Annotated in this window: 13 protein-coding genes; all 13 read left to right on the top strand. The window is 36.9% G+C overall.

Annotated elements, in window-relative coordinates:
- Positions 1 to 159 precede the first annotated feature (159 nt).
- A complete protein-coding gene (locus ACOCLE_RS06215; RefSeq protein ID WP_419535968.1) occupies positions 160 to 1,710 on the top strand; it encodes a Wzz/FepE/Etk N-terminal domain-containing protein in 1,551 nt (516 codons plus the stop codon).
- Complete coding sequence (gene rfbB / locus ACOCLE_RS06220) at positions 1,703 to 2,776, top strand: dTDP-glucose 4,6-dehydratase (RefSeq protein WP_419535969.1); 1,074 nt, start codon at positions 1,703 to 1,705, stop codon at positions 2,774 to 2,776. The genes ACOCLE_RS06215 and rfbB overlap by 8 nt, the downstream gene beginning before the upstream one ends.
- 3 nt (positions 2,777 to 2,779) lie before the next feature.
- Positions 2,780 to 3,661, top strand: coding sequence for a glucose-1-phosphate thymidylyltransferase RfbA (rfbA, locus tag ACOCLE_RS06225; RefSeq protein WP_419535970.1), 882 nt, complete (start codon positions 2,780 to 2,782; stop codon positions 3,659 to 3,661).
- Positions 3,661 to 4,056 carry a sugar 3,4-ketoisomerase gene (locus tag ACOCLE_RS06230; protein WP_419537161.1) on the top strand — a complete coding sequence of 132 codons (396 nt, stop codon included), beginning with the start codon at positions 3,661 to 3,663 and terminating at the stop codon, positions 4,054 to 4,056. The genes rfbA and ACOCLE_RS06230 overlap by 1 nt, the downstream gene beginning before the upstream one ends.
- A 2-nt stretch (positions 4,057 to 4,058) precedes the next feature.
- Complete coding sequence (locus ACOCLE_RS06235) at positions 4,059 to 5,249, top strand: formyltransferase family protein (protein WP_419535971.1); 1,191 nt, start codon at positions 4,059 to 4,061, stop codon at positions 5,247 to 5,249.
- A gap of 21 nt (positions 5,250 to 5,270) precedes the next feature.
- Entirely contained in the window at positions 5,271 to 6,374 is a 1,104-nt protein-coding gene (locus ACOCLE_RS06240; RefSeq protein ID WP_419535972.1) for a DegT/DnrJ/EryC1/StrS family aminotransferase, read from the top strand.
- Positions 6,371 to 7,624: an O-antigen translocase gene (locus ACOCLE_RS06245; RefSeq protein ID WP_419535973.1), complete on the top strand. Its 1,254-nt coding sequence runs from the start codon at positions 6,371 to 6,373 to the stop codon at positions 7,622 to 7,624. The genes ACOCLE_RS06240 and ACOCLE_RS06245 overlap by 4 nt, the downstream gene beginning before the upstream one ends.
- A 34-nt stretch (positions 7,625 to 7,658) precedes the next feature.
- Positions 7,659 to 8,531: a glycosyltransferase family 2 protein gene (locus ACOCLE_RS06250; RefSeq protein ID WP_419535974.1), complete on the top strand. Its 873-nt coding sequence runs from the start codon at positions 7,659 to 7,661 to the stop codon at positions 8,529 to 8,531.
- A complete protein-coding gene (locus ACOCLE_RS06255) occupies positions 8,528 to 9,745 on the top strand; it encodes a hypothetical protein (protein ID WP_419535975.1) in 1,218 nt (405 codons plus the stop codon). The genes ACOCLE_RS06250 and ACOCLE_RS06255 overlap by 4 nt, the downstream gene beginning before the upstream one ends.
- Before the next feature lie 194 nt (positions 9,746 to 9,939).
- Complete coding sequence (locus ACOCLE_RS06260) at positions 9,940 to 10,830, top strand: FkbM family methyltransferase (protein WP_419535976.1); 891 nt, start codon at positions 9,940 to 9,942, stop codon at positions 10,828 to 10,830.
- A 15-nt stretch (positions 10,831 to 10,845) separates the two neighbouring features.
- Complete coding sequence (locus ACOCLE_RS06265) at positions 10,846 to 11,649, top strand: glycosyltransferase family 2 protein (protein ID WP_419535977.1); 804 nt, start codon at positions 10,846 to 10,848, stop codon at positions 11,647 to 11,649.
- Between the two features lie 4 nt (positions 11,650 to 11,653).
- Positions 11,654 to 12,622 carry an acyltransferase family protein gene (locus ACOCLE_RS06270; protein ID WP_419535978.1) on the top strand — a complete coding sequence of 323 codons (969 nt, stop codon included), beginning with the start codon at positions 11,654 to 11,656 and terminating at the stop codon, positions 12,620 to 12,622.
- Complete coding sequence (locus ACOCLE_RS06275; protein WP_419535979.1) at positions 12,615 to 13,643, top strand: glycosyltransferase; 1,029 nt, start codon at positions 12,615 to 12,617, stop codon at positions 13,641 to 13,643. The genes ACOCLE_RS06270 and ACOCLE_RS06275 overlap by 8 nt, the downstream gene beginning before the upstream one ends.
- Positions 13,644 to 13,648 lie beyond the last annotated feature (5 nt).

Genomic DNA, 13,648 nt, shown 5'->3' on the forward strand with positions numbered 1-13,648 from the left:
CTGTCCATTGGTATTATATATAAAAAAGGTATCCTTTTGCAGTGAAATAGTCTTTTTGACCTTGTAAATAAAATATTAATGATAGGTTTAGTTATTCCTCATTAAAATAAATTTAGTCTTTTATATCGTTAAAGTAACTTCCAAGAAGAACATGTTCTAATGACAAATAATCCTGACCGTTATGTCATCCAAAACATGGATGCCGATATGATTTCTTTATCTGATATTGGCTGGATGTTGTTGAGAGAAAAGCGTTTGATAATTGTGTCAACGCTAATCTGCTTGTCTGTGTGTTTACTCTATCTTTTAATGGTAAAGCCGGTATGGAGAGCCAGTGCACTTATTAAAGTAGATTATAACCAGAGTGAATTCATCATTGCTTTGCATGGGGTGGGTAATGTTAAATTGGAAAAACCATCACTGGCAGCAGAAATTGAACTATTAAAGACTACTGATTTTGTGCGTGCATCCCTTCTTGGGCTAGGTGAACAAAAACTAAATGTTAATGAGTTTTTGAACAATTATATAGTCAAGGAAAAAGTGAAGGGTGCTGGTATTATTGAGATTTCCCTGAAAGGAAATGACTCACAAGAAATCGTCAGTCAACTGGAACGGATCACTAACTATTTTATTCAGCAGGGTGGTGAGAAGTTTCAGGCGACGCTGGATAGGGTGGTTACCGTAGTTAATAATCGTGTTGCGCTAAGCTATAGTGATTTGAAGGAAGCGGGAGCTGTGTTATTTGAGGCTGAGGTTGCGGTTTCAAAGATGCCTGATAAACAGGGGAGTATGTTGTTATTAAAGCTTGAGAATGCTTTGGTAGAGACTCGCGCCCGTTACACTGATGCCCTTCATCAACAAGTAATGTTGAAGCAGGCTAAAGACCTGGCAGGATCTGGTGTTTATGTGCTTAACCGCCCGGAAGTGGATGTAAAATCAGCGTATCCCCAATACAAACTGATAATTATGTTTGCATTGATGTTAGGGGTTGGGTTGGGTGCTATAGCTGTATTTTTCCAGGAAGTATTTCGCAGAGGAGTAAGGACAGCCGTAGAGTTGGAAAATAAAGCTCAGATGAGTGTGCTGGCCTCTGTGGTTGATAGAGACCTTGAAGGTATCCGAGAGCTAAGAACTAATTTGCTCTACCTGCTTGGAAATAGCACAACTAATCGAGTGTTGGTTTGCAGCCCAACCACAGCTGAAGAAAAATGCTCGGTAGTTGTAAATCTTGCTAAGTTATTAGCGAAAGCTGGTAAAAAGGTCTTGTTAATTGATGCTGATTTACGCAAGGTAAATGAATATAAGGAGTCTGTTAAAACTCAAATAGGCCTATCTGACTTACTGCAAAGTGGAACTGATATAGAGAAAAATTATTTGAGAGCGATTGTATCATTACAAGACAACTTGGATCTGATAACTGAGCATAACTCAACTGACAGCCCATCCGAATTATTAATGCAACCAGTTCTCGGACAATTGTTAGAAGTCTTTTCATCCCATTATGACGTAGTCTTGATCCACTCTGCTGCCATTTTAGATTGCAGCGACTCAGTGATTATTGGTGGATTATGTGATGTTTGCATAATGGTTGTTCGTGCAGAAACAACCACGACCTATGAAATTAAAATGGCTAAGCGTCGCTTGCAGCTTGGGGGTGTTAATGTTTCCGGTTGTGTGCTTAACGGGCTTAAAAAAGGTATTTATGAATAAAACGATACTTGTTACAGGTGGAGCCGGCTTTATAGGCTCTGCTGTTGTAAGGCATTTGATAAATAATACGACTCATAACCTGGTAAATATTGATAAGCTTACCTACGCAGGAAACTTGGAATCATTAATCGATGTAGCAGATAATGATCGCTATCAGTTTGTTGAGGCTGATATATGTAGTGCTGATACTATTGCTCAAATATTTATTAAGTATCAACCTGATTTGGTAATGCATTTGGCAGCAGAAAGTCATGTTGATCGCTCCATTGATGGTCCTGCAGAGTTCATTCAGACGAATATAGTTGGTACATACACATTATTGGAAGTAGTGCGGAAGTACTGGAGCGAATTGGACACTAAAAAGAAGGCACTTTTTCGATTTCATCATGTTTCCACTGATGAAGTATACGGTGATTTAAGTAATTCTGAAAAACTGTTTACAGAGAGTACACCATATGCTCCTAGCTCTCCTTATTCTGCCAGTAAAGCGGGAGCAGATCATTTGGTCAGAGCATGGTATCGTACTTATGGACTTCCAGTTGTTATTACTAACTGCTCAAACAATTATGGCCCATACCACTTTCCTGAGAAGCTTATACCATTAGTTATTCTCAATGCATTGGATGGTAAACAGCTTCCAGTGTATGGAAAGGGTCAGCAAGTTCGTGACTGGCTTTATGTTGAAGACCATGCACGTGCACTTTATAAAGTGGTTACAGAGGGTAAAATTGGAGAAACTTATAATATTGGTGGGTGGAATGAAAAACAGAATATCGAGGTAGTACAAGCCATCTGTGACTTGTTGGAAGAACTCATGCCTGATAAACCTGAAGGCGTGGCATATTATAAAGATCTGATTACTTTTGTGTCGGACAGACCAGGCCACGATCAGAGGTATGCTATTGATGCAGGAAAAATTGAGAGAGAACTTGAATGGAAGCCTCAAGAAACATTCGAAACCGGATTGCGCAAAACAGTGCAATGGTATCTTGATAATAGTGAATGGTGCTTACATGTACTGGATGGCAGTTATCGACGGGAACGACTGGGGTCAATTCAGGAATAAACAATGAAAGGAATTATCTTGGCCGGTGGCAGTGGTACCCGGTTGCATCCAATTACCAAAGGAGTATCCAAGCAACTCCTACCGGTTTATGACAAACCAATGATCTATTATCCCCTGTCAGTACTTATGTTGGCAGGAATTAGGGACATTCTGGTTATTACCACCCCTGAAGATCAGGTTAATTTTTTTAATGTACTGGGCGATGGTAGCCAGTTTGGTATTAATCTGAGCTACGCCATTCAGGCTGAACCAAAAGGGTTGGCTCAGGCTTTTACCATAGGCCGAAACTTTATCGGAAGTGATAAAGTTGCCCTGGTATTGGGTGATAATATTTTCTACGGACAGGGCTTTACCCCGAAATTACAGGAAGCCGCAGCCAGAGAAGAGGGGGCAACTGTATTTGGATACCGGGTTGGTGATCCAGAACGCTTTGGTGTGGTCACTTTTGATGATTTTGGAAAAGCCACATCGATTGAAGAAAAGCCCAAAAAGCCCAAGTCCCACTATGCCGTAACCGGCTTGTACTTTTATGATAATAATGTCGTTAATTTAGCTCGTGAGATTAAACCATCAGAGAGAGGCGAGCTGGAAATTACCGACTTGAATCGTGTCTATCTGGAACAAAATCAGCTTCATGTTGAGCTACTTGGTCGTGGCTTCGCCTGGCTGGATACTGGTACTCATGATGCGCTTCTTGAAGCAGGTCATTTTGTCCAGACCATTGAGCACCGGCAGGGCATGAAAGTCGCGTGTCTGGAGGAAATTGCTTTCAATAATAATTGGGTCAGCCTCGAAGATATTCATAACAAAGGTGAAGCACTGGGCAAAACCAGTTATGGTCAATATCTGATAAGGCTGGCTTTTGAAGCGAGACAAAAAACGTGATGATAGAACCAGAATTTATACATTTTAAAGAGATCAAAGATTACCGGGGGGGGCTGGTTGCGCTAGAACAGGGCCAGAATGTTCCCTTCGAGATTAAGCGGGTTTATTACATTTACGGCACACCGGCAAACACTCGTAGAGGCTTCCATGCCCACAAAGCTCTTGAACAGGTGGCGATCTGTGTAAAGGGCGCCTGTTCATTTTTGTTGGATAATGGCAAAGGAAAAGTAGACTGTCGCCTAGATTCGCCAGCAGTCGGCCTCTATATCGGGAAGAATATTTGGCATGAAATGTATAATTTCACTGATGACTGCGTACTGATGGTACTGGCTAGTGAACTGTATGATGAATCTGATTACATTAGAGATTACAACGATTTTCTCAAAGAAGTTTAATAATGAATATTATTATAGCTGGGAAAAATAATATAGCTGTCGATGTAGCAGCATATATTATCAAAAAATTTCCATTGCATTGTGTTTTTTCAGTAATTAATAGAACAGACAAGGGGATTGATGGTTTTCAGAGATCCTTTGCGAAGTTTAGTGAGCAAAATAGCATACCGGTAATCACACTAGAGGAAGCATACTCACTAGAAAATTCTGTTTTTTTATCTTTAGAGTTTGACCGTATCGTAAAACCAGAATTATTTAAACACGACAATTTATATAACATCCATTTCTCATTACTTCCTAAATATAAAGGAATGTATACATCCGTTTGGCCAATACTAAATGGTGAAGATAAAAGTGGAGTTACTTTACATAAAATCGACAGCGGCATTGACACTGGTGATATAATAAGTCAGCTAGATTTCAACCTTGATGAGAACGAAACGGCAAAATCACTCTATTTAAAGTACATCACGCATGGCACTAGGCTGGTAATTAAAAATATTGAATCACTAATTAGTGGTGAAGTTAACTCCACTCCTCAGAGGTTTCGGAATTCAAGTTATTACAGTCAGAAATCCATTGACTACTCAAATTTAATGTTTGACTTTAATAAATCTGCTTTTGAAATTGCCAACCAGATAAAAGCATTTACTTTCAGGGATTATCAGCTACCAAATATTGGAGGTCATAGTATTTTTGGTGTCAAAATTCTAGAGCATAGAAGCACTGAAAAATCCGGAAAGCTTATCAATGAAGATGATGATAAATTAATCTTTTCAACCATAGATTATAACTTATGTTTGTATAAAGACTCACTTGAAAAAATGTTAAAAGCATGTAAGGCAGGTGATAAAGAATTGATCAACAAGCTTTCAGAAAACTCATTTCTTATTAATGAGAAAAATAGTAAAGGTTGGAGCCCAATAATTGTTGCCGCATATTATGGATTTATTGATATAGTCAGTATCCTTGTAAGTAAAGGTGCAGCAATAAATGATCAGAATAACAAGGGTACAACTGTTCTTATGTTTGCAAAGGACTATTTAGAGAAGTCTGGCGATACAAAATTAATCGAAGAGATTATTGATATGGGCGGTAAAATTGATATCAGAGATTATTGTGGTCTTACAGTAAAAGACTATGTAGTGCAAAATGGAAACCATATTTCAAAATCGTTTTTTGAGTCTATCTAAGCTTTGCATAGGAATTTATCAGTGATTCCATTTTTGGATTTACAAGCAATCAATGCTCAATACCGTGAAGAACTGATTGAAGCGACTACGCGTGTTATCGATTCAGGCTGGTATGTTCTTGGGAATGAAGTCGAGCAATTTGAAAAAGAGTTTGCCAAGTACTGTCAAGCGGAATATTGCCTAGGAGTGGCTAATGGTCTTGATGCATTAGTACTGATACTTCGAGCCTATAAGGAGTTGGGTATTATGGCAGAGGGTGATGAAGTCATTGTGCCTGCAAATACCTATATTGCTTCAATTTTAGCAATATCTGAAAATGGTCTGAAACCAGTACTTGTGGAGCCTGATCTACGAACCTATAACCTCAACCCGTCACTGATAGAACAGCATATTACTGAAAAAACAAAAGCTATCCTGACTGTTCACCTCTATGGTCAGGTAACTGCCATGGAAGAGATTAATACCATAGCCAAAAAGTATGAACTGAAAGTGATTGAAGACTGTGCTCAGGCTCATGGTGCAATATATAAAGGGAAGAAGGTTGGGAGTCTCGGAGATGCAGCTGGTTTTAGTTTCTATCCAGGTAAAAACCTGGGAGCACTGGGTGATGCTGGTGCTGTAACTACCTCTGACCAAGATCTGGCAGTCGCCATAAGAGCTATTCGTAACTACGGATCGCATGAAAAGTATAAAAACCTTTATCGTGGTGTTAATAGCCGTTTAGACGAAATTCAAGCGGCGATGCTAAGAGTGAAGCTTCGTTATCTTGACATAGAAACGGCGGCACGGCAGTGGATTGCCAAACAATATTCAGACAAAATAAAAAACCCATTGGTCATGCTGCCCCATCTTACAAGCCCTGAGACACATGTGTGGCACCTCTATGTGATTCGCAGCAGCAATAGGCATGCTTTATTATCTTATTTACAAGATAAAGAAATTAGTACACTTGTACATTACCCTACACCGCCCCATCATCAACCAGCCTACAGTAGTTGGAACAAGCAATCGTATCCTCTATCAGAGCAGTTGCACCAAGAAGTACTAAGTATCCCAATAAGTCCAGTACTTAATGACAATGAAGTGAACTTAGTAGTTGACGCACTTAATGGGTTTAAGGGATGAAGCGTTTACTGAAGATTACCTTTCTGACAGGATTGCTGACTCTGTTCAGGATGATGACGGGGTTTTTAATCGCTAAAGTCGTTGCTATTTATACCGGTCCAACTGGAATGGCAATGCTTGGCCAAATACAGAACGTTGTTAGTTCCCTTTCAGGAATTATGAGTGCACCGGTGGGAAGTGGCATCGTTCGGTATACTGCTGAAAATTATAGGGAGGGCTTCGAGGCATGCTCTCCTTGGTGGAAGGCTGCCAGTGAATGGATATTACTTTTTGCTGTCATTCTAATTCCCTCAGGTATCATATTTGCCAGACATCTTTCTTATTGGCTATTTGAAAGCACTGAATACTACTGGTTAATCTACATAACTGTTCTGGTATTACCCTTCTCGGCAATTGGAACGTTGATTACCTCAGTGATCAATGGTCAGCAGCAATATCGACGTTATGTAGTTATGGGTGCCTTGGCAACTGTAGCTTCAAGCTCAGTGATGGTGTTTTTGATTTTAATAGAGGGTTTGTCAGGTGCACTATTGGCGGCAGCCATTCAAATGGGACTGATTGGATTTGTACTAACAGTTTTCTCCTTCAATCAACCCTGGTTCAGATTTTCACTGTGGCTAGGAAAGTCAGGAAATGTACAACGGAAGGCTATTGGTAGTTATGTACTAATGGCCCTAACCTCTAGTATAACTTTTCCGGTTGCTCTATTACTGATTCGTAATTTCTTGGTTGCAAGAGTGGGTTGGGAGCACGCTGGTTATTGGCAGGCAGTTTGGAAAATTTCAGAGGTATATCTTGGTGTTATTACGATGGCGCTTAGTACCTACTTTTTGCCAAGACTATCTCAACTAAATGGTTATTCATCGATCAGACAAGAAATTCAGAGCACACTTAAAATAGTCTTGCCGGTGGTCATGCTTTTGGCGGTTAGCATTTATCTACTCAGAGACTTGGTGATAACACTACTTTTCACTGAAAGCTTCAGTCCTGCCCGTGATTTATTCGCTATTCAGCTATTGGGTGATACTGTAAAGGTGGTTGCATGGCTGTACGCATTTCCTATGTTAGCGAAGGGCGCTACAAAATGGTTTGTTCTAACAGAATTGGGTGGTGCACTAAGCTTTGTAGGATTGTCTTACTGCTTCATTCAAGAGTTTGGTCTGCAGGGTGTTACTATTTCTTACCTGTTAAATTATCTTTTTTATTTTCTTTTTGTTTTTTTTAATTTACGTAACGTTGTACGTGATTAATAGTGTTTTATTGTTATAGTGCAGGAAAAAAACTGTGGTAGAGAGTCAGCCTTTAGTTTCTGTTATTGTCCCCTCATACAATCATTTAGATTATATAGGGCAAACTATTGCTTCTATTATGAGTCAAACCTACCGGAATATTGAACTGATTATTGTCGATGATAATTCAAGTGATGGTACTTCTGAATATGTATCTACGTTAGCTGCTTCAGAAAAAATTCATGTTTTTAGAAAAAGTAAGAATAAGGGAATAATTGATTCATTAAATACTGGAATAGGTCTTGCCTCAGGTAAATATATTGCCGTCTGTGCATCTGATGATTATTTTCATATTGATAAAATCAAAGAGCAGGTGGAAGTATTTGAAGCTGATGATAATCTAAAGATACTCTTTACAGAAGGCTTTGCAATTGACTCAAATTCAAATATTATTTGTGAAATTGAATATTCTACACGGGATATAGAAAAATATGCTTTTATCGATGTATTAATGAAGGCTGATCTACCGCCTGCATCAGTTATGTTCAAAAAAAAAGATTTCGATACGACGGGCGAGATAAATCCTGAGTTTTATGTGGAAGACTTGGCGTTGTGGTTGCAATTATTAAAAGATGGTGGCTATGCAAAGGTTATAAAAAAGAAGCTCACATATTACCGGCATCATCATACAAATACACACATGCTTTACAATGAAAAAGTGTTAGATAGTCACTTCAAAATCGTACAATATTATTCTGATGGTATTAGAAACAAGAAAGAGGTTTTAAGAGAGTGGTCGCTTCGAAATGCACTCATGCTTTCACGGGTTAACAAATCTAAAGCATTTAGTTATTGGAAATCGGCAGGATTTGCATTAGGTGATTATCGATTTTACTGGGTGTTGATAAAAATAATTTTCTCTAAATGAAGCTCTTTATGTTATTAGGAGAAAACAATGGAGTACTTGGTTTAAGAGTATTTATACCAGCTCTTATTTTTATTTTTGGGGTAAGTGTTGCTAATACACTGCCTATTTCAATACAGCTATTCTACTTCATTTTTTCAATTTTTGTTGCTATTTTTCTTAAACTCCCTTATTCGAGTAAAGAGTTTTATGGAATTGCACTTTTAATTATTTATGCGATTGTTATTTCGGGAGGAAGTATTGAATTAACTTTGAAATTCATTAGGCCTCTGATTGAAGGATTTTTGATCGCAGTTATTTTGTATCATTTCAAATATGTTAAAACTCCGGATGATTGCTACAAAATTTTGTTTATATTCTTATTTTTTCAAGCTTTACTTTCTATTTTGATGTTTGTTTTTCCTGAGCAGCGCTCTTGGTTGCTAAGTTTACTCTATAATCATTTGACATATGAAGGTGAAGCATTTCAGAATGCCCTTTCTTTTCGTGGCTATGGTCTAAGCCAGCATCATCTCTATGGGCTGCCGATGGCCGCAGGGTTAGCTTCAGCATTATGTATTATTGGCTGGAATTACAATAATACTATTACGATCTCTCTTTTATTATTAATGGGTTTTTTTATTTCCTTACTTAATGGAAGAATTGGATGCATTCCAATTATTTTTGCAATTATCCAGACTTGTACATTATCAATAAGAATTTCCAGATTAAAAGCGTACTTTTTTTTGGGACTACTAGCTGTTTTTTTTATCATTATCTTTTTGATATTAGAGATAAGATTGGAATCAGCCGTACTGATTAGGTGGTGGGTGACTGGTGTGACTCAGTTTTTCAACAATGAGCCTGAAGAGCTGACAACAATTAGTGACCTAAACTTAATGCTACACTGGCCTGAGAGTTTCTTCGGCTGGGTCTTTGGTGGTGGCCATGTCTGTAGTTTAGATTCGCAATGCTATTCTGATATCGGGTTTATCAGATTATTACAGCAAGGAGGGCTAGGGCTATTATTCCTATTGATGTATCTTTATTATTTATTGTTTGTTTCTGCCTCAAGATTTCTTGCACAGTCAAAAAAACAGTTCGTAATGATTTTATCTCTTTTTATTTCAGTGTTTTTAATAGCAACTATGAAAGGGGAGTCATACGCTTCATCAGATTTTTCCAGGATGTTCATAACGATTTCATTTATAGGCTTGTTCTTAAAAAAACGAGATTAGAGTAAGCTTGCAATAATGAATTCTGCTTTATATAAAAAGTACCATGTAAAAAGTCAACACTATATTGGCCTTGTGAATTACAGCTTCCACATAATAGCTCCGCTATGGTTAGTAATAATAATGGAATTAAGTGATTGCCTTTTATGTTTAAATAAAAGTTTATTTGTGAAATATTTTTCGATCAAAGGTATAGTATGCCCTTTCTCAAGATTTTAAAGTTTATTTTGGATCATCCTGTTAATAATGGCCAGAAAATAAAACCAATAATGCGTTTCTTACGGTGGCAAATTGGCAGTAGGCTTGTCCCTGGGGCAGTTGTTTATGAATGGATCAGCGGTGTAAAATTTATTGTAAGAAATGGTGAAACAGGGCTAACGGGAAACATATATACAGGGCTTCATGAATTTGAAGAGATGAGTTTTCTGCTTCACGTATTAAAAAGTGAGGATTTGTTTATTGATGTAGGCTCGAATGTTGGTTCATATACGCTTCTGGCTAGTGGTGTTGCTGGAGCAAATAGTGTGTCATTTGAGCCAGTACCAAGCACCTTTAAACGTTTGCAACAAAACATATGGATTAATAATTTGAATAATAAAGTTAATCTAATCAACAAAGGTGTTGCTTCAGTACAAGGTCATATTGCATTCACTTGCGATAATGACACAATGAACCATGCATTAGCTGATAATGAAACCAATGAAAACTCAATCTTAGTTGATGTTACTTCCTTAGATGCTGTCTTGGCTGATCAGTCACCATTTCTGATGAAGATTGATGTTGAGGGGTATGAGACACTTGTGTTGGATGGCGCCTGCGAAATCCTGAAAAAGGACTCCCTGCAGGCTGTTATCATGGAGTTGAATGGTAGTGGTACCTATTATGGTTTTGATGAGTCTGCTATTGTAAGGTTAATGCATGGTTATGGTTTTGATACTTACTCATATGATCCAATAAATCGTAAACTGATTCATATGGCGAATAAAAATTCAGAATCTGGTAATACAATCTTTATCCGGAATAAAAAAATGGTTGAAAAAAGATTGCAAAGTGCCAATAAAATTATGGTTTTTGAAAAAGCGTTTTAAGTTCAAGATTTTCTTATGCTCAAGTCTGATAAGTGTGCTGGCAGTCTTGATTTTTCAGAGAAAAATCAAACTCCAATGGTTACTATTATTACTGCTGTATTTAATGGAGAACGTTTCATTGAAGAAACTATTCTGAGTGTTATTAACCAAACTTATCGTAACATTGAATACATTGTTATCGATGGTGGGTCAACTGATAGTACCGTTAATATTATAAAAAAATATGAAAATTATATCAGTTACTGGGTGAGCGAAAAGGATGGAGGTATATCTGATGCCTTCAACAAAGGTATACTTGCTTCGAGTGGAGACTATATAAACTTCCAGGGTGATGGGGATGGTTTTGTTGCTGATGACGTTATTGAGAGATTGATGAAGTCTGTTGATCCTAGAAAGGTTATGTTGATTTCTGGCAGAATTGAAAGAGTAAGTGATAAGGGGGAACACTTGTATTTTTCAAAAAAACAAAAGAAGTTTTACAAAAGCAGCCTTCTGTTTCGAATGTCTCTTCCCCATCAAGGCCTATTTACTCACAGGAATTTATTTATTGATTATGGTCTCTTTGATGTAAAAAATACTTTCTGTATGGATTATGAACACCTTCTTAGAGCCTATAAAAAATTTCCTGAAGTTGTAACAAAAGATATTGTCGTTGCAAGATGGAGAGCAGACGGTATTGGAAATAAGAGAGAGTTAGAGGTATTAGCAGAATATGATCTTATTAAACGAAAAAATATGATAGCTAAAGAAATCATTCTGTCACTGATCAATCAATGGATTCTTTTTAAGTTTCACGTTAAAAAAATATTGAGTCGATAAAATAATGACTGCTGATCGCCTGTTATGGGTAGATATCCTTAAATTAACTGGACTTTTTTTTGTTATTCTAGGGCATATTGCCAGCCCATTTTCTGGTTTTATATACTCATGGCATATGCCATTCTTTTTCTTTTTGTCAGGTCTGTTTATGAAAAAACTGACAAATATGACTGAGCTTAAATGCAGAATTATCAAAGATTTCAAAAATCTTATGATTCCATTTTATGTATTTTCATTATTGGCGTTACTTGCTGAAAGTATTAAACGGACGCTGTTAAATAGGAGGGGGTTAGATTATTTTTATGAGATTCGAGGTGTTCTGTACGATATGAGTATTGAGTCACTGTCTAATCATTACGGGTTTGTATTATGGTTTCTGAGCGCTTTGTTTTTTGCAAAAATAATAGTCAATCTTCTGATGTATATTTGTAAGGATGCTTTGTATTTTTTTCCGGCTTTATCAATATTAATATTTACGTTAAGCTTTAATGTTGATCTTCCTTTCTCGATTGATATTGCTCTAAATGCTGCTTTCTGGGTTTCACTTGGCATTTTATATAAACGATGGATTAATTATTTTAGTGTCAATTTTATTTTGTTTTTTTCAGTTTTATTAATTGTTTTTATTTTTTATTTTTGGGGAGTCCCTGCTCTTGATATGGCTAGACTAAATTATAGTCATCCCTTGGTTAATGTCGTATGGGCGCTCAGTGTTATTGTTTTTCTTGTTTGTCTTGGGAGATTGTTATCTGGGTATTTTGAAGATAAACGTTGTTTTATTGATTTTATATCACCTTATTTTCTGTTTATATTCGCATTTCATACTTATACCAATAATATTGGTTATTTACTAGCAATGAAGATCGCAGATGGATTTTGGCTTGTTCATCTTTTGTTAAGTCTGGTTTTTATAGCATTTTTTGTTTTCATAAGAAGTAAGTTTGGAACAAATGGTTTTTTAAAGTATGTATGACATATTAATCGTAACTCACCTTCCAGCCTTCTATAAGGTTAACCTGTATAAAGAAATTTCAAAAAATAGTAAAATAATGGTTGTTTTTGTTGGGCATCAATCTAGTTGTCGAACCAGTGATTTTGTCAGTAATGATTTTAATTTTGATCATGTTTTCTTATTCGATGGTGAATTTGAACGTAGGCCCAAGATAAAAAGTCTTATTAATCTCTATTCTTTGGTTAAAACTCTGTCGTTTAATCAATTACTGGTTAGCGGCTGGGATTTACCAGAGTTTTGGTTTCTTGTTTTTATTAATAAAAAAAATAAGAATAACCTTGCTCTTGAATCCACTGTCTATGAGAGTGCTTCTTCAGGGTTCAAGGGTATAATAAAAAGAGTTTTCTTATCAAGAGTTGCTCGGGTTCTTGCCTCTGGCAATTTGCATAAAGAGTTACTTTTTCATCTTGGTTATAAAGGCGATGTCAGGATAACTAAGGGTGTTGGGATTATTAATAAACCTGATGTTGGTAACAATCGCAAACACAGAGATCGTTATCAGGGACGGTTTCTATTTCTAGGTCGACTGTCACCGGAAAAAAATTTATTTGAATTACTAAAGGTTTTCAAGGATCTCCCTTGTAGTAGTTTAACTTTGATTGGGAATGGTCCACTCAGTTCATACCTGTCCAAAATAAAGACAAATAATGTTGAAATTAGAGAACATATAGATAATAAAGACCTATCTTTTTTATTCTGCGAATATGATTTTCTTATTTTGCCGAGTCTACGTGAACCATGGGGCTTGGTTATTGAAGAATCATTGTACTTTAATGTTCCTGTGATAGTTTCAAGTCACTGTGGAGGAGCAGAATTAATTAACCATGGTATCAATGGCTACGTCGTTGAGCCAGATTACAAAAGTATTCATGGCTTACTCAGCTCTATTTCAGAAAAAGGTTACGAGTTACTTTCAAAGGATATATACAGTCATCTTGCTGAAAAAGATAGTTTTCAGATTAGCTCATATAAGGATCTGTGAGAATA

It is taken from the genome of Endozoicomonas sp. (assembly GCF_965196975.1).
Taxonomy (GTDB): Bacteria; Pseudomonadota; Gammaproteobacteria; order Pseudomonadales; family Endozoicomonadaceae; genus Endozoicomonas.